Annotated in this window: 24 protein-coding genes and 3 tRNA genes; 6 read left to right on the top strand and 21 right to left on the bottom strand. The window is 72.9% G+C overall.

All coding sequences use genetic code 11. The features are described 5' to 3' along the window. Positions 1-20 precede the first annotated feature (20 nt). Positions 21-347, top strand: coding sequence for a hypothetical protein (locus tag AB0I71_RS05580; protein WP_357582064.1), 327 nt, complete (start codon positions 21-23; stop codon positions 345-347). A gap of 67 nt (positions 348-414) precedes the next feature. Here AB0I71_RS05580 and AB0I71_RS05575 read toward each other — a convergent pair. The 8 genes from AB0I71_RS05575 to AB0I71_RS05540 all read right to left on the bottom strand — a co-directional run bounded on the left by AB0I71_RS05575 (position 415) and on the right by AB0I71_RS05540 (position 6,067). Beyond that, positions 415-488, bottom strand: a tRNA-Phe gene (locus tag AB0I71_RS05575). 103 nt (positions 489-591) lie between these two features. Beyond that, a tRNA-Asp gene (locus tag AB0I71_RS05570) sits at positions 592-665 on the bottom strand. A gap of 33 nt (positions 666-698) precedes the next feature. Beyond that, positions 699-771 (bottom strand) — tRNA-Glu (locus AB0I71_RS05565). 154 nt (positions 772-925) lie between these two features. Beyond that, positions 926-1,705, bottom strand: coding sequence for a polysaccharide deacetylase family protein (locus AB0I71_RS05560; RefSeq protein WP_357582063.1), 780 nt, complete (start codon positions 1,703-1,705; stop codon positions 926-928). A gap of 79 nt (positions 1,706-1,784) precedes the next feature. Further along, positions 1,785-2,726, bottom strand: coding sequence for a MerR family transcriptional regulator (locus AB0I71_RS05555; RefSeq protein WP_357582062.1), 942 nt, complete (start codon positions 2,724-2,726; stop codon positions 1,785-1,787). Next, positions 2,716-3,306 carry an isopentenyl-diphosphate Delta-isomerase gene (gene idi, locus AB0I71_RS05550; RefSeq protein WP_357582061.1) on the bottom strand — a complete coding sequence of 197 codons (591 nt, stop codon included), beginning with the start codon at positions 3,304-3,306 and terminating at the stop codon, positions 2,716-2,718. Before idi ends, AB0I71_RS05555 begins: the two co-directional genes overlap by 11 nt. A gap of 55 nt (positions 3,307-3,361) precedes the next feature. Continuing rightward, positions 3,362-4,843 (bottom strand): phytoene desaturase family protein, encoded by a 1,482-nt coding sequence (crtI, locus tag AB0I71_RS05545; RefSeq protein WP_357582060.1) that lies wholly within the window; start codon positions 4,841-4,843, stop codon positions 3,362-3,364. A gap of 69 nt (positions 4,844-4,912) precedes the next feature. Continuing rightward, positions 4,913-6,067 carry a polyprenyl synthetase family protein gene (locus tag AB0I71_RS05540; protein ID WP_357582059.1) on the bottom strand — a complete coding sequence of 385 codons (1,155 nt, stop codon included), beginning with the start codon at positions 6,065-6,067 and terminating at the stop codon, positions 4,913-4,915. A gap of 65 nt (positions 6,068-6,132) precedes the next feature. Between AB0I71_RS05540 and AB0I71_RS05535 the strand changes: the two genes are divergently transcribed. Genes AB0I71_RS05535 through AB0I71_RS05525 form a run of 3 tightly spaced genes read left to right on the top strand, consistent with a single transcriptional unit; the run spans position 6,133 to position 9,896 of the window. Then, positions 6,133-7,044 carry a phytoene/squalene synthase family protein gene (locus tag AB0I71_RS05535; protein WP_357582058.1) on the top strand — a complete coding sequence of 304 codons (912 nt, stop codon included), beginning with the start codon at positions 6,133-6,135 and terminating at the stop codon, positions 7,042-7,044. Beyond that, on the top strand, positions 7,041-8,363 hold the full coding sequence (locus AB0I71_RS05530) for a deoxyribodipyrimidine photo-lyase (protein ID WP_357582057.1): 1,323 nt from the start codon (positions 7,041-7,043) through the stop codon (positions 8,361-8,363). Before AB0I71_RS05535 ends, AB0I71_RS05530 begins: the two co-directional genes overlap by 4 nt. Before the next feature lie 54 nt (positions 8,364-8,417). Continuing rightward, positions 8,418-9,896, top strand: coding sequence for an FAD-dependent oxidoreductase (locus AB0I71_RS05525; protein WP_357582056.1), 1,479 nt, complete (start codon positions 8,418-8,420; stop codon positions 9,894-9,896). A 99-nt stretch (positions 9,897-9,995) separates the two neighbouring features. On the opposite strand, the gene AB0I71_RS05520 is transcribed toward AB0I71_RS05525, so the two are convergent. Next, positions 9,996-10,760 carry a crotonase/enoyl-CoA hydratase family protein gene (locus AB0I71_RS05520; protein WP_357582055.1) on the bottom strand — a complete coding sequence of 255 codons (765 nt, stop codon included), beginning with the start codon at positions 10,758-10,760 and terminating at the stop codon, positions 9,996-9,998. A gap of 86 nt (positions 10,761-10,846) precedes the next feature. Here AB0I71_RS05520 and AB0I71_RS05515 point away from each other — a divergent pair, with 86 nt between their 5' ends. Beyond that, positions 10,847-11,698: a Rieske (2Fe-2S) protein gene (locus AB0I71_RS05515; RefSeq protein ID WP_357582054.1), complete on the top strand. Its 852-nt coding sequence runs from the start codon at positions 10,847-10,849 to the stop codon at positions 11,696-11,698. A gap of 213 nt (positions 11,699-11,911) precedes the next feature. Here the strand turns inward: AB0I71_RS05515 and AB0I71_RS05510 are convergent, their stop codons facing one another. The 12 genes from AB0I71_RS05510 to AB0I71_RS05455 form a co-directional block, all read right to left on the bottom strand. Next, positions 11,912-13,084, bottom strand: a complete 1,173-nt coding sequence (locus AB0I71_RS05510) for a LysM peptidoglycan-binding domain-containing protein (RefSeq protein WP_357582053.1) — start codon at positions 13,082-13,084, stop codon at positions 11,912-11,914. 15 nt (positions 13,085-13,099) lie between these two features. Then, positions 13,100-13,525 carry a hypothetical protein gene (locus AB0I71_RS05505; protein WP_357582052.1) on the bottom strand — a complete coding sequence of 142 codons (426 nt, stop codon included), beginning with the start codon at positions 13,523-13,525 and terminating at the stop codon, positions 13,100-13,102. Continuing rightward, positions 13,522-13,989, bottom strand: a complete 468-nt coding sequence (locus AB0I71_RS05500; protein ID WP_357582051.1) for a TadE/TadG family type IV pilus assembly protein — start codon at positions 13,987-13,989, stop codon at positions 13,522-13,524. The genes AB0I71_RS05505 and AB0I71_RS05500 overlap by 4 nt, the downstream gene beginning before the upstream one ends. Next, the gene (locus tag AB0I71_RS05495) at positions 13,971-14,417 is read right to left on the bottom strand and encodes a TadE family protein (RefSeq protein ID WP_357582050.1); all 447 of its coding nucleotides are present in this window, start codon (positions 14,415-14,417) and stop codon (positions 13,971-13,973) included. Before AB0I71_RS05495 ends, AB0I71_RS05500 begins: the two co-directional genes overlap by 19 nt. A 3-nt stretch (positions 14,418-14,420) precedes the next feature. Then, positions 14,421-14,624, bottom strand: a complete 204-nt coding sequence (locus AB0I71_RS05490; protein WP_357582049.1) for a hypothetical protein — start codon at positions 14,622-14,624, stop codon at positions 14,421-14,423. Positions 14,625-14,651: 27 nt separating this feature from the next. After that, positions 14,652-15,515 (bottom strand): type II secretion system F family protein, encoded by an 864-nt coding sequence (locus AB0I71_RS05485; RefSeq protein ID WP_357582048.1) that lies wholly within the window; start codon positions 15,513-15,515, stop codon positions 14,652-14,654. Continuing rightward, positions 15,512-16,414 (bottom strand): type II secretion system F family protein, encoded by a 903-nt coding sequence (locus tag AB0I71_RS05480; protein WP_357582047.1) that lies wholly within the window; start codon positions 16,412-16,414, stop codon positions 15,512-15,514. Before AB0I71_RS05480 ends, AB0I71_RS05485 begins: the two co-directional genes overlap by 4 nt. A 4-nt stretch (positions 16,415-16,418) precedes the next feature. Continuing rightward, positions 16,419-17,954 carry a CpaF/VirB11 family protein gene (locus AB0I71_RS05475; protein ID WP_357582046.1) on the bottom strand — a complete coding sequence of 512 codons (1,536 nt, stop codon included), beginning with the start codon at positions 17,952-17,954 and terminating at the stop codon, positions 16,419-16,421. Continuing rightward, positions 17,944-18,744, bottom strand: a complete 801-nt coding sequence (locus tag AB0I71_RS05470) for a ParA family protein (RefSeq protein ID WP_357582045.1) — start codon at positions 18,742-18,744, stop codon at positions 17,944-17,946. Before AB0I71_RS05470 ends, AB0I71_RS05475 begins: the two co-directional genes overlap by 11 nt. A 2-nt stretch (positions 18,745-18,746) precedes the next feature. Beyond that, a complete protein-coding gene (locus tag AB0I71_RS05465) occupies positions 18,747-19,409 on the bottom strand; it encodes an SAF domain-containing protein (protein ID WP_357582044.1) in 663 nt (220 codons plus the stop codon). A 49-nt stretch (positions 19,410-19,458) separates the two neighbouring features. After that, positions 19,459-20,331, bottom strand: coding sequence for a hypothetical protein (locus tag AB0I71_RS05460; RefSeq protein WP_357582344.1), 873 nt, complete (start codon positions 20,329-20,331; stop codon positions 19,459-19,461). 221 nt (positions 20,332-20,552) lie between these two features. Further along, on the bottom strand, positions 20,553-21,122 hold the full coding sequence (locus AB0I71_RS05455; RefSeq protein WP_357582043.1) for a hypothetical protein: 570 nt from the start codon (positions 21,120-21,122) through the stop codon (positions 20,553-20,555). A 681-nt stretch (positions 21,123-21,803) separates the two neighbouring features. Between AB0I71_RS05455 and AB0I71_RS05450 the strand changes: the two genes are divergently transcribed. Then, a complete protein-coding gene (locus AB0I71_RS05450) occupies positions 21,804-22,511 on the top strand; it encodes an A24 family peptidase (RefSeq protein ID WP_357582343.1) in 708 nt (235 codons plus the stop codon). Positions 22,512-22,516 lie beyond the last annotated feature (5 nt).

The raw sequence follows: 22,516 nt of genomic DNA, 5'->3' as shown, positions 1-22,516 counted from the left end.
TCACTTGAATGATTGGTGGCGTGACGATCGATGATCCGGACCCGGTGTGGGTCGCCCTGCGTACCGTCAGCGTGCTTCTCAGCCTTGTCGTGGTCGTCCTCGGCGTGCGGGTCGCGGTGACGCGACGGTTCCCCACCGTCTGGGTGCGGGTTGCGCGGCTGACCGAGAGCCAGCGGTCCGAGCCGCTCCGTCGTGGCGGCTTCCTTGCGCTGCTCGGTGCGAGCCTGCTCGTCCAGCAGGTGCCGCTGCTCGCCCCCGTGCCCGTGGTGGCCGGACGGGCTCTGTTCGCACTGGCACTGCTTCTGCTGATGGGCGCGATGGGATGGTTCGTCCTGCTCAGGCGCTGACCCCAAAGCAAAACGCCGACCGGCGTTTCCGCTGATCGGCGTTGCAATAGCCCGGCGAAAGGCTATGTGGCCAGGGGCGGGGTCGAACCGCCGACCTTCCGATTTTCAGTCGGACGCTCGTACCAACTGAGCTACCTGGCCGTGGTGCTCGGCTCATGCTACCCAACCTGCGGGATCGCCGCTGGGACGGGTCACATGCCCCGATACGCAGAACGCCGCGCGAGGGGCGCGGCGTCAGCGCTTGCGGTCCTGACGGGACTTGAACCCGCGACCTCCGCCTTGACAGGGCGGCGAGCACTCCAACTGCTCCACAGGACCTTGCTGGTGTTGCCTTCGGCCTGAGCCGAACCGTGCCCCCAACGGGATTCGAACCCGTGCTACCGCCTTGAAAGGGCGGCGTCCTGGGCCGCTAGACGATGAGGGCGGCCCCGCCATCATTGCACACTCGCAACGTTGAGCGGACTTGCTCCCATCCGGCCCCGCCGGAGGCTTCGAAAGCATACGTGATGGCGTACCGGTCGACCAAACCGGTATGGCGGCAGCCACAACGCCCTGGGAAACACCAGCTCAGAGGCGGTTCAGGTGAGCCGGGCGACGCCGTGGTCGCGCTTCAGGCCACTGATCACCTTGGCGCAGGCCGCGAGGGTGGCCGAGCGATTGCCACCCCCGTCGTGCAGCAGGACCACGGCACCGGGGCGGGCCGACCGCTTCACCCGCTTCTCGATGGTGGCCGCGGTCGGCTTGGCCCAGTCCTGCGGGTCGACAGTCCAGTGCAACGAGCGCATGTCGAGCTGCTTGGCGACCTTCACCACCTCGGCGGTCCACCGGCCTCCGGGCTGACGGTAGAACGGCACCTTCGCGTCGGGTACCGCCCGCCGGATCTCCCGGTTCGTGCGTACCAGGTCGGCGCGGATCTCGGAGACCGGCCGCCGGGCCAGGTCGAGATCGTGGTTCCAGCTGTGGTTGCAGAGCTGGTGCCCCTCCCGGACGATCCGCCGCAGCAGGCCCGGGTGCTTGCGGACCTGGGTACCCACCACGCAGAAGGTGGCGGTCACCTTGGCTGCCTTCAGCCGGTCGAGCACCTTCGGCGTCCAGGCCGGATCGGGTCCGTCGTCGAAGGTGAGGGCCACCTTCTTGGTGCCGGTGGTGCGGACCAGACCGGCCGGCAGCTTCGCCGGCAGCGGTCGTAGTGCGGGCTTCGGCGGCACGGTGCGGGTCGGCGACGGGGTCGCCTCCGGCGGAAGCGGGGCCGAGGGTGGCGGGCTGGACGGGGCGGTGGCCTCCGGGGTGCCACCACCACCACCGCAGCCGGCGACGAGCAGGACGACCAGGACAGCCAGCAGGAAACGGTGACGCATCGTTCGCTCCCGAGAAGGGGTTCGGGGTACGCGGACCCCCCGACGCTAGTTCACCCGATTTGGGTGGACCCACGGCGGGTCAGGAGGCGGCCGAACGATTCAGCGAGTCGTGCACGGCGACGGTGAGGGAAACCGCCTCGGTCAGGTCGGTCGGGCGGACCACCCCGGCCGGCAGGGTCCGGGCCGGCCAGCCCGGCCCGGCCGCGAGCACGAGCAGCGGCCGGCTCGGCCCGGTGAGCAGGGCGGTGAGCTGGGCCGGGTCGGCGGTGGCCCGAGTCTGCGACCAGAGCACCACGGCGGCCGGTCCGGTCCGGTCGATCGCGGCGAGCAGCGCCGTGAGCGGTACCCGGGCACCGAGCATCCGGTAGCCGACGCCGGCCTCGGCCAACGCTGCGGCAAGCGCCTCCAGCGGCAGGCTGTGCTGCTCCTCGTCGGCGCAGGAGAGCAGGACGCGCGGTGGCCCGGCAGCGGGGCCGGCGGACGCCACCGCGCCCAACGCCGCCGAGACGCAGCGGGACACCAGGTGCTCGACCTCGATCAGCGCACCGGTGGCGACGTGCCGCTCGCCGATACCCACGAGCAGCGGGCGCAGCAGCCGGTCCCAGGTCGTGACCACGCCGTCGGCGGCGATGGCGCGGGAGATCGTCTCGTTGATGGCCTCGGCGTCCAGTCGCATCGCGGCACGGGCCAGCCCCCGGGCCGCCGGACCGGCCCGACCGACCGGGATGGTCGTACCGCCGCCGTCCCGTCCCCTGCGCTTGCCGCCGGGGGCGCCGACGGACGCGAGGGTGTCGGGTGCCTGACGGGCCCATCTGGCCGCCTCGGCGGGGCTGACCCCTTCGGCGGTGAGCCGCCGCATCACCTCGAGCCGGGCCAGGTCGCCAGGTGTGTAGCGCCGGTGGTGACCCGGAATGTGCTGGCTGGGCCCGAGGCCGTACCGCTGGTGCCAGGTGCGCAGCGTGGTGACCGCGACCCCCAGGCGCTGGGCGACGACGCCCGCGCTCAGCGCCTCATCGGCCACCCGGCCGCTCCGGCGCGTCGTCGGCCGGCTGCCCGGGCGGTTTCGAGGGTTGCAGCAGCCGATCCAGTACGCCACCCAGCCATGGTGCGTAGGCGTCGGGGTCGCGGTGGAGCGCTGCGGCCAGTTGGGTCGGCTCGACCCAGCGCAGCTCCGCCACCTCGGCCGGCTCCGGGCGTAGTGGCCCGTCGGTGTGGAACTCGCCGCGCAGGACGTGGTCGTACTCGACCTCGACCCGCCCGGTGGCCGGATCCTCGGCACGGTAGACGTAGACGCCGATCTCGCTCAGCGGCACCGGTCCGGCGCCCAGCTCCTCCGACAACCGCCGGTTGGCGGCCTCGGTCAGGGCCTCGCCCGGCTTCGGGTGGCCGCAGCAGGAGTTCGCCCAGCGCAACGGGAAGCGGGTCTTCGTCGCGGCGCGCTGCTGCAGCAGCACCCGACCGTCGGGCGCCACGAGCAGTACGGAGAACGCCCGGTGCAGCTGACCGGGCGGCTGGTGGGCGGCGGCCACGGTGGCCTCCCCGACGGGCTGGCCGGTGTCGTCGACGAGTTCGACGAGGTGGCTCTCCCGGGACTGCGGCATCAACGCCACCCTCCGTCCGTGCACACGGGGTTCGGCGCCGCCTCGCTTCTCCGGCTCACCGACGCTCCCCGGTGATCCGGGCGGCGGCGAGCTTACCGGAGATGAGCACCATCGGTACGCCGACGCCGGGCTGGGTGCCCGAGCCGACGAACACCACGTTGGACAGCGAGCGGTGCAGGTTCGACGGCCGGAACGGGCCCGTCTGGAACAGGGTGTGCGCGGAGGCGAACGGCGTACCGGCCGCCATGCCCTGCTCGGCCCATTCCGCCGGGGTGATCGCCCGCAGCACCTCGACGCCCGCGCCGAACCCGACGTAGCCGCGCTCCTCCAGGGTGGTGATCAGCTGGTCGGTGTAGCGGGCGGTGAGGTCGCCCCGCCAGTCGAACGGCGCCCGGTCGAGGTTCGGCACCGGAGCCAGCACGTAATAGGTGTGCCGGCCGGTGGGGGCCACCGCCGGGTCCGTCCGGCTCGGGTTGGTGACCAGCAGGGACGGGTCGGACATCAGGTTTCCCCGCCGGATGACCTCGTCGAAGGTGCCCTGCCAGGCCCGCCCGAAGTGGATGTTGTGATGGGCGATGCGCCGGTAGCCCTGGGTCGAGCCGACGTGCAGCACGACGCACGAGGGTGAGTAGGTGAGCCGACGCTGCCGGGCCGGCGGCAGCAGGTCGCGGTACGCCACCGGAAGGTCGGGATTGAGCACCACGGCGTCGGCGGGGACGAACTCCCCGTCGGCGGTCACCACGCCGGTCGCCCGGCCGTTCGCGGTCTCCACCCGGGTGACGGTGGTGCCGTACCGGATCCGCACGCCGTGTTTCTCGGCCGCGCCGGCCAGCCCGCGGGAGACCGCGTGGATGCCGCCACGCGGGAAGAAGACCCCGGCGACCGAGTCGAGGTACGCGATGACCGCGTAGATGGCCAGCGCGTCGTGCGGGGCGAGGCCGGCGTACATCGCCTGGAAGGAGAAGATCCGTCGGGTGCGCGGGTCCCGGAAGAACTGATCGATCTTGGTTTGCAGTCGCCGGAAGGCGCCGGTGGCGACGAGTTTGAGCAGGTTGCCGGTGAGCAGGTCGGTGGGGGCGTCGAGATTGCGCTCGATGAAGTCGGCCCGCTCCAGGCGCCACAGGTTCCGGGCGAAGTCGACGAACCGCAGGTAGCCGTCGGCCTCCCGGGGCCCGCAGACCCGGGAGATCTCCGCCGCCATCGCTGTGGTGTCGGTGAGCACGTCCAGCGTGGAACCGTCCGGGTAGTAGGCACGGTAGGCCGGGTCGAGCGGCACCAGATCGAGCCAGTCGGTCAGCTCCTCACCGACCGCGGCGAGCGCCTCGGCGATCAGATCGGGCATGGTGAGCACGGTGGGGCCGGTGTCGAACTCGTAGCCGTCGACGCTGAGCCGACCGGCCCGTCCGCCCGGCACCGCCTCGCGTTCCAGCACTGTCACCTGGCGTCCGCTGCCCGCCAGGTGCAGCGCGCAGGCCAGCCCGCCGAGACCGGCCCCGACAACCACCACCTGGTCAGTACGTCCCTCAACGGTTCGCACCGGGGACCACCTCTCTGGGGGACCGGAAAACCTCGCGGGTTTCCCGACGGCCGCTGTGCAGGGAGCCCATCATGCCCTCCGGTGGGTGGCGGCGGTCGCGAGGCCGACCAGCGCGGTACGGGCGGTCTCGTCGATGGCGACCGCCTCGAGCGCGGCCAGCGCCTCCTCGACCCGTTCGTCGATCATCCGCTCGATCCGTCGCACCGCGCCGGTGTCGACCACGACCTCGGCCAGCCGGGCGATCTCCGGCGCGTCGGCACGCCGGTCGGCACCGTCGAGCGCCCGCAACTGCGTCGGGCTGGCCAGCTCCCGGGCCAGCACGAGCAGCGCCGTCGGTTTGCCGGTACGCAGGTCGTCACCGGCCGGTTTGCCGGTGGTGGTGGGGTCACCGAAGACACCGAGCAGGTCGTCGCAGAGCTGAAAGGCCTCGCCGACGGCGAGACCGTAGCGGGTGTACGCGGTGGCCAGCGCGCTGTCCCCGCCCATGCCGGCCAGGCTGGCGCCGAAGAGCAGCGGCCGTTGCACGGTGTAGCTGGCGGTCTTGTACCGGGCCACCCGGAGTGCCCGGTCCACCGACCAGCTCTCCGGGTCGGTCTCGCCGAGGACGTCGAGGTACTGCCCGGCGACCGTCTCCACCCGCATCCGGTCGTAGCCCTGCCGAACCTGGAACAGCCGGTCCGCCGGCAGGTCGGCGTGGGCCAGCAGTTGGTCGGCCCAGACCATGCAGAGGTCGCCGATGAGGACGGCGACCGCCTCGCCGAACCGCCCGGAGTCGCCGTTGCGGCCCGCCGCGGCGTGCTGGGTGGCCACCGCCACGTGCGCGGTCGGTCGGCCGCGTCGGGTGGCGGAGGCGTCCATCACGTCGTCGTGCACAAGCGCGAAGGTGTGCAGCAGCTCCAGGGTGGCAAGTGCGGGCAGCACCGGGGCTACAGGCGTGTCGCCACCGACCGCGCCACGCCACCCCCAGTAGGCGAATGTGGGCCGGACCCGCTTTCCGCCGGAGAGGACACAGTCGCGGGCGGTGGCGGCGAAGCCACCCATCGCCGGGTCGATTGCGGTGAGGGCGTCGACCTCGGCGGTCAGGAACTCGGCAAGCGTGTTGTCGACGGCCGTGACGATGTCCCGCGTGTAGGCGGCCAGGACGGCAGCGATCGGGTCGACTCCACCGACCGGCTGCTCAGGCACCACGCGAAGGAGGTTACCCGTTGGTCCGTCGCTGGCCATGCCGCCGAGCGTACCCTAAGGTCTCAAGTTGCGTCGATTGGTGCGTCGAATCAGAGGAGGGGCCGGTGGACCTGGATCTCGCCGCTGCCTACGACAGATGCCGTGAGCTGCACAGACGTCATGGCCGCACTTACTATCTCGCCACCCGGCTGCTGCCCGCATGGAAACGGCGGCATGTGCACGCCTTATATGGGTTCACGCGCTACGCCGACGAGATCGTCGATCAGACCGACGCCCTGCCACCGGCCGAGCGCGCGGCCCGGCTGGACGACTGGGGCGGCCGGTTCGTCGCCGGGCTGCACGGTGCCCCGGTGAGCGACCCGCTGCTTCCGGCGGTGCTGCACACCATCGCCGTGTTCGACCTCGAACGGGAGGACTTCGCCTCGTTCCTCAAGAGCATGGCGATGGACCTGACCGTCACCTCCTACCGCACCTACGAGCACCTGCTGGACTACATGGAGGGATCGGCCGCGGTCATCGGCACGATGATGCTGCCCATCCTGGGCAGCTCCGACCCGGCGGCGGCCCGTGAGCCCGCCCGGCAGCTCGGCTTCGCGTTCCAGCTGACCAACTTCATCCGCGACGTCGGCGAGGACCTGGCCCGAGGGCGGACGTACCTGCCCGACGAGGACCTGTCCGCCTTCGGTGTGACCCGCGACGACCTGTTCGCCTGCCACGCCGCCGGGCGGTCCAGCGAGCCGGTGCGCGAGCTGATCAGGTACGAGGTGGCCCGCGCCCAGGCGCACTACCTCGCCGCCGCGCCGGGTGTGGTCCTGCTCGACGGTGCCTCGCAGGCCTGCATCCGCACCGCTTACCTGCTCTACGGCGGGATCCTCGACGAGGTGGCCGCCCAGGACTACGACGTCTTCGCCCGGCGGGCCACGGTGCCGCAGCGGCGCCGGCTGGGAGTGGCCACGCGTGCCCTGCTGACCCCGCCCGGCAGCCCGGTCGCCCTGCCCGGACCGCCGGTGCGGTGAGCGGGCGTACCGCGGTCGTGCTGCTCACCCGCGACCTGCGGGTGCACGACCACCCGGCACTGGCGACCAGTTGCGCGGCCTTCGACCGCGTGGTGCCGCTGTACGTGCTGGACCCCGCGCTCGCGGAGCTGTCGCCGAACCGCACCCGCTTCCTGCACCAGAGCCTCGCCGCGCTCCGCGAGGCTCTGCGTGGGCTCGGCGGTGACCTGGTGCTGCGGCACGGCGACCCGGTGGCCGAGACGATCCGGCTGGCCGGTGAGGTGGGCGCCGAAGGTGTCGCGCTCTCCGCCGACGTCTCCCGGTACGCGGCCCGCCGGGCGCAACGCCTGCGTACCGAGTGCGACAGGCACCGGCTGCACCTGAGGTTCTTCCCCGGCCTGACGGTGGTCGAGCCGGGGGAGCTGAGTCCGGGCGGTGGTGACCACTACCGGGTGTTCAGTCCGTACCACCGGGCGTGGAGCGGCCGGCGGTGGCGGGAGGAACTGTCCGCACCGACGACAGTGGTGCTGCCGGCCGGGGTGCCGGTCGGGCGCCTCCCGGCGCTGCCGCCGGGCGACTCGCCGGACGCGGTGACCGGTGGGGAGGACGAGGCGCGGCACCGGTTGGCGCGGTGGCTGCCCGACGTCGGGAGCTACGGCGACCGCCACGACGACATGGCCGGCGACGCCACCTCCCGGCTCAGCCCGTACCTTCGCTTCGGCTGCCTGTCACCGCTCACCGTGGCCAACGCGATCGACGATCGGGAGTCCCCGTTCGTCCGGCAACTCTGCTGGCGGGACTTCTACCACCAGGTGACCGCCGCCTTTCCCGACCTGCCCCGCAAGGCGTACCGGCGCCGCGCGACCGAGCACTGGCGCTACGACGAGCAGGCCCTCACCGCCTGGGCCGAGGGGCGCACCGGCCTGCCGGTCGTGGACGCCGGCATGCGTCAGCTACGGGCGCAGGGTTGGCTGCACAACCGGGCCCGACTGATCACCGCCGGCTACCTGACCAAGACACTCGGGCTGGACTGGCGGGACGGGCAGGCGGTCTACTTCCGATGGCTGCTCGACGGCGACATCGCCGACAACTCGGGCAACTGGCAGTGGGTCGCCGGCACCGGCAACGACACCAGGCCGTACCGGGGGTTCAATCCGGTCCGGCAGGCCGAGCGGTACGACCCCGACGGCGGGTACGTGCGGCGATGGGTGCCTGAACTGGCGTCGGTGGCCGGTGGGGCGGTGCACCAGCCGTGGCGACTGCCGGAGGCGCTGCGCCGCACACTCGACTACCCGCCACCGCTGGAGCCGCCCGGCGACACCCCGGTCTGGCTGCGCTGAGTTGATCCACGCGGCCGGGTGGCCCGGGGCGGACCGGTGCGCGATGCTGGCGGCATGGCGGAGCCGGAACTTGTGGACGTGGTGGTGCTCGGACTCGGAGTCGGCGGGGAGGAGGTGGCCGGTCGGCTCGCGGAGGCCGGGCTGACCGTGGTCGGCGTCGAACGCGACCTGGTCGGCGGGGAATGCCCCTACTGGGGCTGCGTCCCGAGCAAGATGATGATCCGGGCGGCGAACGCGGTCGCCGAGGCCCGCCGGGTCGACGGTCTGGCCGGCACCGCGCAGGTCACCCCGGAATGGGCGCCGGTGGCGAAGCGGATCCGCGAGGAAGCCACCGACGACTGGGACGACCGGGTGGCGGTGCAACGGTTCACCGACAAGGGCGGCCGCTTCGTACGCGGCAGCGGCCGGATCGACGGTCCGGGCCGGGTGCGGGTCGGTGACCAGGTCTTCCAAGCTCGCCACGGCATCGTGCTGGGCACCGGCACCCGCCCGTCGGTGCCGCCGGTGGACGGGCTGGCGGAGACCCCGTACTGGACCAACCGCGCGGCCATCGAGGTCGAGGAGCTGCCCGCCTCGCTGCTGGTGCTGGGTGGTGGAGCGATCGGGCTGGAACTGGCCCAGGTGTTCGCCCGCTTCGGCGTCCGGGTCACGGTGGTCGAGGCGCTCGACCGGGTACTGGCCGTCGAGGAGCCGGAGTCGTCCGAGGCGGCCGCCGCCGCGTTGCGGGCCGACGGGGTCGAGATCCACACCGGGGTCAAAGCCGCCCGGGTCGAGCACGGCGCCGGAGGCTTCACCCTGCGCGGTACCGAGGGTGAGGAGTTCACCGCCGAGCGGCTGCTGGTGGTGACCGGCCGCCGGGCCCACCTTGACGAGCTGGGGCTGGACACGGTCGGCGTCGACGCGAGCGGGCGGTACCTGCCGGTGAACGACCGGCTGCACGTCACCGACGGGATCTGGGCGGTCGGCGACGTCACCGGCGAGGGTGCCTTCACCCACGTCGCCATGTACCAGGCGTCAATAGTGGTCGCCGACGTGCTCGACCACGTGCGGCGCGCGGATGGTGGCGCGGACCCGAGCGGTACGGCAAGCGTGGTCGGCGGTGCGGTCGGCTCGGCCAGTTCGCTGGCCGCCACCGGATCGAGCGGTGCGGCAGGATCGGTGCCGCGCGCCGACTACCGGGCGCTGCCCCGGGTCACCTTCACCGATCCGGAGATCGGCGCGGTCGGCCTCACCGAGCAGCAGGCACGCGAACGCGGCATCAACGTGCAGGTCGGCTTCACCCGGCTGTCGTCGTCGGCCCGGGGCTGGATCCACCGCACCGACGAGGTCGGTTTCATCAAGCTCGTCGCCGACGCCGACCAGGGGGTGTTGATCGGGGCCACCTCGGCCGGTCCGGCCGGCGGCGAGGTGCTGTCAGCTCTGGTCGTGGCCGTGCACGCGGCCGTCCCGCTGACCCAGCTCCGGCACATGATCTACGCGTACCCGACCTTCCACCGGGCGATCTCCGACGCACTGCGCAACCTGGGCCGGTGAGGCCAGCCCCCGCGATCTTGCACTTTGTGTCCCCGCATAACGGACGTATGCCGTATCTGAGCGACCAAAGGTGCAAGATCGCGGGGGTGGGGTGGGTGGTTAGGGGGTGGGGGTGCCGTGGCGGCCGGCGCCGGCGGTGAAGCGGGCGGCGCCGGCGGCGGCGTCGGTGGCGAGGGAGTGCAGGCCGTAGGTCAGCTCGGTGGCCAGGGCCTGCGGCTCCGGTTGGGCGGCGGCGGCCAGGACCGAGGCGCGATCGTTGCGCAGGCAGGTCTGCGGATGCCGGGCGATCTCGGCGGCCAGCCGCTCGGCCGCCGCCCGGGAATCGCCCGGGTCGACCACTCGGTTGACCAACCCCATAGCGTACGCCTCCTCGGCGGGCACCGCGCGCCCGGTGAGGATCAGGTCCATGGCGCGGCTCTCCCCGATCAGCCGGGGCAGCCGGACCGTTCCACCGTCGATCAACGGCACCCCCCATCGTCGGCAGAAGACGCCAAGCACCGCGTCCGACTCGGCGACCCGCAGATCGCACCAGAGCGCCAGTTCCAGTCCGCCGGCCACCGCGTAGCCGGAGATCGCGGCGATCACCGGCTTGCCGAGGACCATCCGCGTCGGGCCCATCGGACCGTCGCCGTCCGGCTCGACCCGGTTGCCGCTCGGCGTACCGATGGCCTTCAGGTCGGCGCCCGCACAGAACGTGCCTCCGGCCCCCCAGAGCACCGCCACCGCCGCCGCCGGATCCGCGTCGAAGGCCCGGAACGCATCGGCGAGCGCCCGGGCGGTCGGCCCGTCGACTGCGTTGCGGACCGTCGGCCGGTCCAGGATCACCGTCGTCACCGGCCCGTTCCGTTCCACCCGTACCGTCATCCGGTCAGCATGCCCCGGCGTCGCCGGGCTGGCTATTCGTCCCCGACGACCGGTTTGCGGCGGCGTACGACGGGAAGTCGTTACTCGTGCGAGCGTTGTTGACGAAGATCGAGCAAGCCTCCGGCCTCGACCGGTTCGGTGACCGGTTGCAGCAGACGGTGCAGGGTGTGCTGCGCCCACAGCGGGTCCGCGACCTGTTGCACGGGGTCTGGCTGGGCCATCCGCTGCACCCGGCGATGGTGCAGCTACCGGTCGGCGCGTGGATCAGCGCGGCCGTGCTGGACCTGATGCCCGGCCAGCGGAGGGCGGCCACCACCCTGACCGCGGTGGGCACCCTGAGCGCGCTGCCGGCGGCGGTCGCCGGGCTCAACGACTGGGCGGGGCTCTCCCGTGACCAGCGTCGGGTCGGCCTGGTGCACGCCGCGTCGAACACCGTCGGGTTGGCGCTGTACGGCGCCTCGGTGGCCGCGCGCGTGTCCGGCCGGCACGGACTCGGTCGTACCCTCGGCTGGCTCGGGCTCAGCGCCGCCGGTGCCGGGGCGTACCTCGGCGGGCACCTGGCGTACAAGCAGGGTGCCCAGGTGAACGTGAGCGTCTCCGACCTGCACCTGATCAGCGAAGGCTGGCACCCGGTCGCGGAGATGACGAGCCTGCCGCAGCGGGAACTCGTCACCCGCAAGGTCGACGACGTGTCGGTGATCCTCTACCGGCACGGCGACGACGTGACGGTCATGTTGGAGCGCTGCCCGCATCAGAGTGGCCCGCTCGGCGAGGGTGAGGTCCGTGAGATCGACGGCCACGCCTGCGTGGTGTGCCCGTGGCACGGCAGCACCTTCCGGCTCAACGGCGGTGAGGTGGTGCACGGCCCGTCCCCGAACGACCAGCAGGTCCTGCCGACCCGGATCGTCGACGGCCGCCTGGAGGCCCGGCTGCCCTGACCCGGCATCCGGTCGGCCGATCGCTGGCGGCTGGGCGTCCGTGCTCCGCTCTGTTGCGCGTCGGACCGGCCGGCGAGGACCGCCGATGGTGTGCGCGCCTCCTGTCGAGCTGAATCGTCCGTGCTGTCACGCGACATGAGTCGTTCGTGCTGTCAGCTCGACAGCGTCAGCGACATCCATTGTCGATCGGTACGCGCCGCGGTGCTGACCGGCTCAGTCCTTACGGTGTCGGCCAACGGGCAGTTCGCGGGGAACACCGGCCGGCGGGTGGTGGCGGGTACCGGCGCGGGCGGCGGCCGGCCGGCGGCGCAGGCCGAGCACCGCACCGATCTGCGCGCCGACGATGCTGGCCACGGCCAGTACGGCGGAGACGGCGAGCGGACGGTTCACCCGGTCGGGCTCGCCGGCCCGGGCCGCACCCACCGTCACCACCGGGGGGTGACCCTCCGGCGTCTCAACCTGCGACGGCTCCGGCTGCCGTCCGTCGGGACTGGCCGGCGCGGTCGTGGCCGACCCCGGACGCTCGGTCGGGTCACCGGGCAGTTCCACCGCCTCACCGGGCCGATCCACCGAGTCGCCCGGCTTGGCCGGTGCCGGGCGGGTCTGCTCGGTGCGCTCCGGCCCAGGAGCGGGGCGGGGCTTCGGTGCGACAAGTCGACCGGTGGCGTGTGGCCGGGAACCCTGGTCACGCGCCTGTTCGGGAAGCTTGATGAGCTGGCCGGGGCGGATCCGGTCCGGGTCACGCAGCTTGTTGAGCGCGGCCAACCGGTGGTAGTCGTCGAAGTCGTCGAGGTACCGGTCGGCGACCCCGCCCAGGTAGTCGCCCTTGGCGACCCGGTACACGGGCGCGTCAGCCGGGGCGCCGACCCGATCCGTCCGGGCCGCTTCCGCTGGCCCGGTCGCCGCCGGGGCCGCCATCACGGGAGCCGGAGCGAAAGCGACGGCGGCCGTCGGGCTCCCGCCGTACGCCGTCGCGCCGTACGCGGTCGTGGCGGCGGTGGCGGCGGGGCTGGCGGCGAGGATGAGCGCGACCGACCCGACAAGCGCGGCGGCGGCCCGCTGCTGGCGGCCCATGCCGGGCAGCCGGGGAGCGGGCCGGTCCAACGCCTGGGCGCCCAACTCCACGAGCACCGAGAGGGCGAAGGTGGCCCAGCCGAACCAGCCGGCGATGGCCAGTGCCCGGAGGAAGAGTTGCCCGTCGTCGCGGCTGGTCAGCGTGGTGCCGATCTCCGCGAGCGTGGGTACGTGGTCGGGGAGCGGGTTGCCGGCGAAGGCCAGCAGCGCGATCGGCCCGCCGACCAGTAGACCGATCAGCACGACAAGCGCACCGAAACCGGTGAGCACCCGACCGGCCCGCCGTACGGCGGTGCCACCCGATGCGGCCATGGCTACCTTCCTTCCCTAGGGAGCCCCGGTCAGCGCCCGCGCGGTCGCCTCACCGGAGACGGTGACGGTGTTGGAGAAGCCGAACAGGCCGAGCGCCGCCCGGTCGTAGGTGACCTCGACGCGTACCCGGATCAGGGTTTCGCCGTCGACCACCGGGAAGGTCACGGTGTGATCGCTGGCCCCGGCGGTGGCGAGGTAGTCCCGGACGGCACGACGGGCCTCGCGTCGGTTGATCCGCTTTGGTCCGCCCTCGATGGCGGTGGCCCGGTCGATGGCCTGGCCGCCCGCGCGGGCGGCCTCGGCGGCCAGGTTCTCGGCCCGTTGCAGGCTCTGGAGCTGACCCGCGCCGTCGAACGCCATGCCGATGATGGCGAGTACCCCGATCAGGGCCACGGCGAGGAAGATGCTCACCCGGCCGGCGTCGGCACGCCCGGCCGTCATCCCCGGCTCCGGTAGCGGTCCAGCGGGGAGGTGAACGAGGCGGTGATCCGTTGTCCGTCCGGCATTGTCAGCGCGGGCAGTTTGATGTCGGTGTAGGACACGGTGCAGGAGATCTGCACGGTGACCGTGGCGTTCTGCCCGGCGGCGCTGGTGAAGGCGCGGTTGAAGGTGGTCGACCGCCCGTCGACCGAGCCCCGGAAGGTCACCTGCGGGGCCCCAGAGCAGGACACCCCTCGCCAGTCGAGCTGGCGGCGGGCCGCGTCGCGTGCCTCCCGCCGGGCGGTGGGCGCGTCCCGGGAGATCGAGGCGGCCCGGGCGGCGTCGTGCGCGGCGGCCTCCAGCGCCGCGTTGGCCACCGCGGTACGCCCGGCGACCCCGCCCAGCACCATCATCGCCACGAAGGCCGGTGCCAGCACCGCCACCTCGATCGACACGGAGCCCCGGCTCATGACGGCTCGGTCCATCGTTCAGCCGTCCCGTGCGCCGTCTGCCGGACGGAGAAACTGACCCCCGGCACCACCGAGAGGGCCTTGCCGCTCACCGTGCAGGTCACGTCGGTGTCCGTGGCGGCGCAACTCGGCCCCGGGTCGTCCCAGTCGACCAGCCAGTCCCCGGCGGCCTGGAGGAACTCGGCCGCACGGTCCTCTCCGGCACCCGCCGGGGCGTCGTAGAGCCGCTCCGCGTTGACGCCGCTCTGGGCGGCGTTGAGCGCTGTCGACCGGGCGACGAAGACGGCGGCGACCTGGATGGAGGCGAACAGCATCACCAGGATCGCCGGCAGCGCCACCGCCAGTTCGACCGGATTGCCACCCCGCTCACCGTCGCCAGGCAGCACGCGGTGCCGGGTGGCGGCGACCACCCGGCACCAGCCGGCGGGCAGGGCTCGACGCATCGATCAGGGCGCCGTGGGGTTCTGGTGGGACGGGATGTTGTCCATCCAGTCGTTCGCCGCGCCGAGGGCGGCGGCGGTCACCGCCATCGCCACGGCCACCAGGCCAAAGATGATCACAGCGGTCGGCACCGGGCTGTCGCCACGGTCGCCGCGCAGCTCGGCCAGCCGCGCCCGTAGCGCGACGTGTACATAGGTGAGGACGGACATTTCGGGGCTCCTTTACTCGGAATCGGCCTAGAGGCGGGCCAGGAACGGGTAGATGGCGAAGCCGAGCAGGACGAAGACCAGCAGCGCGCCGGGGATGTCGAGCCGGCTGGTCACCCCCTCGGCCCGGGCCAGGTTGTCGGTGCGGATCTGGTCGCGCAGCGAGTCGGCCCGGCTGCGCAGGGTTTCGTGCACCTGCGCGCCCTCACTGCCGGAGGACCGCATGATGGCGCCGACATCGCCCAACTCCGGGATGCCGATCTGATCGGCGAGATCGCGTAGCTCGTCCCAGGGGGAGTGCATCTGCATCTGGGCCATCCGCAGCGCCTCGGATATCCGGTCGAAGACCCAGCCCTCGCAGATCGCGGCGGCCCGCTCCAGTGACTGCACCGGACCGTGCGCCGCGGACAGCTGCAACGCGACCAGGTCGAGGTAGGTGCAGACCGCCTGGCGGAACTCGTCCCGCGCGGCGTCAGCCTTGGCCAGCACCGACCGGTGTGCCACAAGTGCGCAGAGCAGTGCCAGGCCGAGGCTGCCCAGCACCGGTACGGCAAGCGGCAGCGCGACGCCGACGGTGAAGAGGGTGACGCTGAGCAGCGCCGGAGCGGAGAGTCCGATCAGGGCGGACAAGAGCAGGGAGAGGGCGTACTGCTCGGGGGTGCGGTCGAGCAGGGCCAGTTGCCGGTGTGGTGGGCGCAGCCAGCGGGCCAGCCCGGTGAGCCAGTCCAGACGCCGGTTCGCGGGGCCGGTGCGGGCGGCACCCGGAGGCTGGTGCAGCCGGCGCAGCGCCGGGCCGAGCGCCGGAGTTGCCGGCACCAGCTCGCGAACCACCAGGAACACGCCGAGGCCGACGGTGGCACCGGCCACCACCGCGAGGGTGAGATGCAGGTTCACGCCACCACCTCGCTCGGGTCGGGTGCGGGCAGGAAACGGGCCGGTCGGAGCGGCTGGCTCATCGAGCGCACCCAGGCCAGCAACGCCACGAAGGCGGTACCGAGCACCGCCATCACCAGTTGCCCGAACGGCGTGTCGTACGGCTGCACGTACTCGCGGTTGAGCAGTCCGTACGCGATGGTGGCAAGCGTCATCCCGGTGAGGAAGCGGACCGCGAACCGGGGCTGGGTGCGCTTGGCCTCGATCTCCCGGCGGGTCGCCACCTCGGCCGCGGCGGCCGACGCGATCGAGCCGAGCACGTCGCCGAGGCGCTCACCCCGGTCGCTGAGGTGCAGGATCAGCGCCGCGACCACCTGGTCGCAGACCGGGTCGCCGATCTCGTCGGCGAAGGCCAGCAGGGCGGAGCGGGCCAGCCAACCGGCCTGGAGCCGGGCGGCGAGCAGGCGTACCTCCTCCTGGATCTCCTCCGGCGCGGTGGTGACCGTGCCGATGATCGCCTGCTGGAGTCCCTGCCCGGTGGCGGAGACGTCCTTGAGCCGGCGGGTCCACTCGCCGACCGCCTCGATCCGGGCGATGGCCCGCTGCTCGGCCCGGCCGACCGAGAACAGCCACGGGGTGCCGGGCACCGCCACCGCTACCAGCAGGCCGACCACGGGTAGGCCGGTCAGCAGGAAGGCCAGCGCACCAGCGACCACCGCGCCCACCAGCAGGGCCTGATGCGATCGCTGCTCGCGGGCAGTGGTGCCGGAGCCGCGCCAGAGTCGCCCGAGCCCCGGACCCGCCCCGGGTGCCCGGCCGGGCGGCCGGCGGGTGCCGACGAGCGCGATGACCGCCAGCACCAGACCCGCCACGCAGGCCGCGCCGGAGACCAGGGCGATCAGTTCGATGTTCGTACGCACCGGCTCACCGCCGACCGAGTCGGGTCTGCCGGGGCCGGCGCCAGGCACCCTGACCGGCCTCGATCCACCGGCTCAGCAACCGGGCGTCGTAGCCCACCCGCAGCAACTGCTCCCGAACCCGTTCGGGCAGGTGCCGGGGGACCGCCCGACCGTCCGGGCCGGGGCCGAACACCTGCGTGGTGGTGATCCGGCTGCCCTCACCGACTCCCAGCACCTCCTCGACGTGCGAGATGAACCGGTGCTTACGCCCGCCGATGCCGGTCTCGTCGTCGACGTTCACGTAGACGATCAGGTCGAGTGCGTTGCCGGCCATCCGGCGAGCCTGGTCGACTGTCATCTCACGGCCGTGGGCCAGTGCCAGCTCGATGATCCGCTCGCTCACCCCGGCCGGGGTACGCGCGTGGATCGTGCACATCGAGCCACGGCTGGTGGTCATCGCCTGGAGCATCGGCACGATCTCCCGGGAGCGCACCTCGCCGACGATGATCCGCAGCACGCCCATCCGCAGCGAGACCGGGATCAGGTCGGCGATGCTCACCTCGCCCGCGGGCCGACCGTCCGGCCCGCGTTCGCCGTGCCCCTCCCGGGCCTCGAAGCTCATCACCGCCCGGTGGCGCTCGCTGCGGCGGGCCGGGAGCAGCTCCCGACTCTCCTCCAGCAGCACGTACGGCTCGTCCGGCGGGATCTCGCTCATCATGGCCCGGATCACCGTGGTCTTGCCGGCGCCGGCCAGCCCGGCGACCATGATGTTCAACCCGGCCCGCATCGACGCCCGGAGGAAGTCCCGCAGCAGCGGGTCGATCATCTCGTCCAGGTCGCCCCGGCCACCGGCCAGATCGTCAAGGGTCACGTCGAGGGTGTTGTGCTTGCGGATCACCGCGTACGGGCGGTGGCTGACCAGGAACACCGCGGCCAGTCGGCTGCCGTCGGGCAGTTGCAGGTCCAGTGTGGGTTTCGAGGTGGACAGGGAGCGTTCCGTCGCGCCGGCCCGGCGGGCCGCCGCCTGGAGGATCTCCACCAGCTCGTCGTCGCTGTCGGCGATGGGGTCGGCCCAGTCGACCCCGCCACCGTGCCGGGTGATGCGCACCTGGTCGCAGCCGAGGATGTGCACCTCCTCGATGGTGTCGTCGACGAGCAGGGTCTGGAGTCGACCGAGGCCGGCCAGTTCGGCGGTCACCTGGTCGAGCAGCAGCCGTTCCTCGCCGGCGGCCATCGGCGTGCCGGCGCGGCGTACCGAGTCGGCGTACTCGGCGACCAGCTCGACCGCGAGCCGGGCGCGCTCGGTGTCCTCCTCGGCGACGCTGAACTCCCGGCCGCGCTGCCACCGGGTCAGCCGTTCGCTGAGCTGTCGGCGCAGCTCGCGTACCACCTGAAAGTCCACCCGCGGCCGGGGTGGCGGTGCCGCTTGCGGCGTCGCGACGGGTGGCGGCACGTCGGTCGGTTGGTGGTGCCAGCCGTTGACCGGGGGCAGTGGCGGGGCGGTGGAGGTGGCGCCCGGTGGCTGTCGGCGCGGGTCGGACGAGACGGGTTCAAATCGCATCCGGCACCCCCTGGGAGACGGGCCACGCCAGCCGGGCCCGCCGTCGCTCCAGCAGCGCGCCGATCGGCACCTCCAACTCGCGGGCCGCGCGCAACAGCGGCCGGCTGGCCCGCACGGTCCCGCCCAGGCTCAACACCTCGGCGGTACGCGGGTCGTGCGGCAGTCGGGCGATCACCGGCAGCTGGAGGGCCTTGCTGACCTCGCTTCTGCCGTGACCGCCGCCGACCAGCAGCAGGCGCAGCGTGCCCGACGGCACCCGGTGCTCGGCGAAGTCCCGTTCGATGGTCTGGAGCATGGCCCGGGTGCCGGACAGGTCGGGCAGCTGCGCCTTGGAGACCACGAGCACCACCGAAGCGGCGCGAAGCAGCGGCCAGGGCGGGCCGAGGACGTGCAGACGTCCACAGTCGACTATCACGTCGTACGGCGGGTCACCGCGTTCCAGGCCGGTGAAGAAGTCGGCGAAGCGCTGCCAGAGCGGGGTGACGCTGCCCGCCTGGGCGGGGTCGACCACGCCCGGCAGCAGGAGTCGCTCCCGGCGGGGCGCGTCGAGGTCGACAAGTTGCGACCAGAACGCGCTCTCCAGGCTGCCGTCGCGCAACTCGCCGACGGCCAGTTCGCCGATGCCGCGCGGCCCGTCGAGCGCGCCGCCGAGGTAACCGGCGAGGACGGAGCCGCCAGCCGGGTCGCACTCGGCCAGAATCAGCCGCCGATGCCAGCTCAACGCGCAGGCCAGCGCGGTGGTGGTGACCCCGGGCGAACCCTTGGCCGAGACCAGCGCGATGATCGCCATGCTCAGGCCGCCTTGGTCAGCACGACCGCGATCCGATCCTGGGCGGCAAGCGCCACCACGGCCGGCACGTCCCGGACAGCGAGCGCCAGGTACACGACGACCTCGTCCCGCCCGTCGGTGGAGACGGCGTCGGTGACGGTGGCGGTGAACCGGGTGGCACCGGACGACGAACCTCCGCCGCTGTCACTGCTCGGGGTGCTGACCAGCAGCACCTGGTCACCGGGGCGCAGCTTCGGCGCCGGCACCTGGGCGGCGCGTAGCCCGAGAGCGAGCTGCTGCTGCCCTGGGCCGAGCAGCGGATCGTCGGTGAGCTGGGCCATCGTCAGCAGGGAGCCCGGGGCCAGCGAGACGGCGGCGCGCATCCCGATCACGTCGGCGAGCCGGGAGGCGGGCACCGGTTCGAGTCCCTGACCGCCGGCCACCTGCACCGACACCAGGTCGTCGGCGCGTACCACGCTGCCCACCTCGACCGCCCGGGCCACCGCCAGGTAGCTGCCGGTCGCCCGGACCGAGGTCACCGCGAACGCCGAACCCAGGCCGCCGAGGGCGATCAGCAGGACGGCGAGGCCGAGCAGGCCGGGCCGGACCCGGCGTTGGCGGACCACCCGGGGCGGGGCGACCGGCGCGTCCACCGGAGAGGTTCCGTTGCGGGTCGCCACGCTCACTGGTACCAACCTTTCGTCTGCGACTGTGGGGCGCGCAGGACGGGCTCACTCACCGCGCCACCACCTGAAGCTCATTGATCTCGATATCGACCGGACCCGTCGTGCGGGTGACACCGCCGATGCTTCCGCTGTCACCGCCGGTGCTGGTCCACGTCACCGACCAGTGCGTGGTCGCCTGGACCGTGTACGTGTCAGCCCTGCTGTAGCCGCTGTGGTAGCCGCAGTCGGGGGAGCGCCGCCCGGCGTGCGGGCCCTGAGGGTCGTACCTGGTGCCGGGGCCGGTGCAGGTGACCGTGTCGCCGTTGCCCATGTCCCAGACCACCCGGTCCACCTCGGCGCGGATCGTCACGGTCAGGCCGCGATCAGAGGCGGAGGCGCTCAACGGGCCGAACTGGTTGGCACCTCGTTCGGCCCACATCCAGACCGGCAGACCGACAAGCCCGGGGCCGACGGACTTGCGCGGCGCGACCGCCGCCCGGGGCGCGAGCAGGGTGATCGAGGCGAACGCCCGGCGGGCCAGCTCCTCCGGGTCCGGCGGCGCGCCGAAGCCCGGCGGCGGCGCGTCCAGCAGCACCGTCCGCTGGTCACCCACCGCCCCGCCGTAGCAGGTCTGCACGTACCACTGCTGGCCCTCGGGCGCTTCCGGCTGCGGCTCGGCCAGCTTGTAGTAGCAGCCGTTGCCGCTGTTGAACCAGCCGAGCACGTCGTCGTAGCAGGGGATGGTGCGGCCCTCCCACTGGCAGACGCCTCCGCCGCCTCCGCCGCTGTTGTTGCCGCCACTGCCGTTGTCGCCGCCGTTGCCACCGCCACCGGGGGTACCCGGGTCGTCGTCCCAGACGTTGCAGTTCGGCTGGGCCGGCGGGCACTCGGCTCCGGGGTCGGCGGCGCTCGCCGGAACCGCGCCGCCACTCGCCAGCAGCACCGCCAGCGCGCCGCCGAGCAGCGCCCGTCGCACGATGCCGGTACGAGGGACGGCCGGGTGTCGCCGGTGGTGGCCCGCCGCACCGGGCGGACCGGCCGGCGACGTGCGGCTCGGGCGCTGCCCGGCGGACCGGTGCGCACCCGGCCGGCGACGGCCCGGCCACCCGGAACCGGGCCTGCCGGTTGCCTGAGGATCCGACGCGCTGCTGACGGCCCGCCCGGTCAGCACGGCTGGTCCTGATGGGCCGCGCCGGTGCTGATCCGCCAGCGACCGTCGGGATAGCGGGTCGCCGTGGCGGTGGCCAGGTGACGGGACCCGCGGGTGCCCGGTACGACCTTGTCGTCGGCGACGTAGATCAGCCGGTAGTTGCTGGCGTCGACGCAGTCCTGGATCTCCACCGTGGGTGGACTGGCGTCCAGGTCCATCGAGATGACTGTGGGACCTTCGGAGCGCAGCGTGCCGGCGCTCACCGCGCCGTTCTGGCGGGCCTGCCGCAGGCTGAACCGGACCCGGGTCAGCAGTGGATCGGCGAGGAACCGGGTCAGCTCAGGCTCCTGCGGGTCGCTGCGCCGGCTCGCCGCCCGGGACGCCTTGAGGTAGCCGGAGTAGGCCGCCAGCGCCGCCTTCTCCGCGGTCGCCTCCTCGGCGGCCCGCTCGGCGCCGGCAGGTCTGTGCCGTTCGGGCGCTGCGGTGGTTGACGCTTCCTGGGTGCCGCCGCAGGCGGTGCTCGTGCCGACCGTGGCCACCGCGACCAGGCCGGCCGTCCAGCGGCTCAGCTGCCGTGCTCGCACCTCGTGCCCTCCTCGGTGCCGACCGGCGGACGCCGTCACCGGCGTCTCCGGGCGTGCGGCGGCGCGACCGGACGGATGTTTCCGGCCCTGTTCCGCGCGCAGCCGCATTTACGGTTACGGATCTCCTGTGAATGCACTTGGCCTGGCTGCTCGTCGGTGGTGGACGTGGGTTGCGTCACATCCAAGGGGCGAGCATAGGCTGACGCTGGCCGATGCAACAGAGGCAATTCACGTGAACACTCTGAGTTATGAATGGTGGTGACGGGGCATGGTTACCGGAAGGTTGCCGGCGATGATCGGCTCGGTGTGCGGCGCGGGCGGGCGTGGGCGATGGAGCGGGCGAGCCTGCCGCCGGACGGGCAGTCAACCGGCCGGTCGCAATGAGGCGGGAAATGGCAATCGGTCCGATCCGTCCCCGGCAAAAACGGTGCCAATTGGTCGTCAATTGCGGTGGGTGGGAATTCCATCTGCCCGTTCCGGGCATTCGGCTCGACACTCGGACGGCGGCATGACAATGGGTCCCCGACGTTCGGACCGCCACCCGAACCGACCGGACACACTACCCTCCGTAAGCAGGTGGGTGGCGTGACCCGGCAACCGGCCCGGCAGGCACCACCGGAGCGGGCAGCCGCGCCGGACGGGCCGTCGTCGGGGGAGACCTCACGACCGTGGCCGCGCGCCGTGGCCGTGCTGGCGATCACCCCCCTGCTGCGGTACGCCGTCGCCCGGCACGCCGTACCCCCGGGAACTGCCCGCCGGACCGGCTGCGACGCCTGCGGCGCGCCGATCGGCCCGCACCGCCCCTGGCCGGCGCTCGGCGCGACCGCCCGCTGCGGCGGCTGCGGCGCCCGGGTCGGTGCCCCGCCGGTCACCGTCGAACTGGCCACCCTGGCAGCCGTGGTCGCGCTGCTGCTGGCCCGTCCGCCGGCCGTCGAGCTGATCGCCGCCGCGTGGTGGTTGGCCTTCGCGGTGCCGTTGCTCCTCATCGACGTGGCGGTGCACCGGCTGCCGGACCGGCTCACCCTCCCGGCCGCCGCCGGCACCTGGCTGCTGCTCGGACTGGCCGCGCTGACAGGTGCCGGGACGGCACCGTGGCTGCGCGCCGTCGCCGCCGGGCTCGGGTTGGCGCTCTTCTTCGCCGCCACCACCCTGCTCCTCGGTACGCGGGGTTTCGGCATCGGCGACGCCAAGCTGGCGCTGAGCGCGGGGGCGCTCCTGGGCTGGTACGGCTGGAGTGTGCCGGTGCTCGGGCTGCTACTGGCGCTCACCCTGTCCGGACTGGTCGCCCTGTTCCTGCTGGTCAGCGGCCGGGCCCGCTGGTCGAGCCACCTGCCGTTCGGGCCGTACCTGGTGCTCGGCACGCTCGGCGCACTGTTGCTGGTGTGGTGAACGAC

The sequence above is a fragment of the Micromonospora sp. NPDC049891 genome (assembly GCF_040660295.1).
GTDB lineage: Bacteria > Actinomycetota > Actinomycetes > Mycobacteriales > Micromonosporaceae > Micromonospora.
The sequence above is the reverse complement of the archived record's forward strand: the minus strand, read 5'-3'. Positions and strand labels throughout refer to the sequence as shown.

Coding starts and splice junctions, on each gene's coding strand:
- AB0I71_RS05505 (WP_357582052.1), bottom strand. CDS start 13,525: ATGACGGCCGGGCGTGCCGACGCCGGCCGGGTGAGCATCTTCCTCGCC.
- AB0I71_RS05520 (WP_357582055.1), bottom strand. CDS start 10,760: ATGACGGTACGGGTGGAACGGAACGGGCCGGTGACGACGGTGATCCTG.
- AB0I71_RS05470 (WP_357582045.1), bottom strand. CDS start 18,744: ATGGCGATCATCGCGCTGGTCTCGGCCAAGGGTTCGCCCGGGGTCACC.
- AB0I71_RS05510 (WP_357582053.1), bottom strand. CDS start 13,084: ATGGCCGCATCGGGTGGCACCGCCGTACGGCGGGCCGGTCGGGTGCTC.
- idi (WP_357582061.1), bottom strand. CDS start 3,306: ATGCCGCAGTCCCGGGAGAGCCACCTCGTCGAACTCGTCGACGACACC.
- AB0I71_RS05560 (WP_357582063.1), bottom strand. CDS start 1,705: ATGCGTCACCGTTTCCTGCTGGCTGTCCTGGTCGTCCTGCTCGTCGCC.
- AB0I71_RS05525 (WP_357582056.1), top strand. CDS start 8,418: ATGGCGGAGCCGGAACTTGTGGACGTGGTGGTGCTCGGACTCGGAGTC.
- AB0I71_RS05495 (WP_357582050.1), bottom strand. CDS start 14,417: ATGCGTCGAGCCCTGCCCGCCGGCTGGTGCCGGGTGGTCGCCGCCACC.
- AB0I71_RS05490 (WP_357582049.1), bottom strand. CDS start 14,624: ATGTCCGTCCTCACCTATGTACACGTCGCGCTACGGGCGCGGCTGGCC.
- AB0I71_RS05500 (WP_357582051.1), bottom strand. CDS start 13,989: ATGGACCGAGCCGTCATGAGCCGGGGCTCCGTGTCGATCGAGGTGGCG.
- AB0I71_RS05475 (WP_357582046.1), bottom strand. CDS start 17,954: ATGCGATTTGAACCCGTCTCGTCCGACCCGCGCCGACAGCCACCGGGC.
- AB0I71_RS05540 (WP_357582059.1), bottom strand. CDS start 6,067: ATGGCCAGCGACGGACCAACGGGTAACCTCCTTCGCGTGGTGCCTGAG.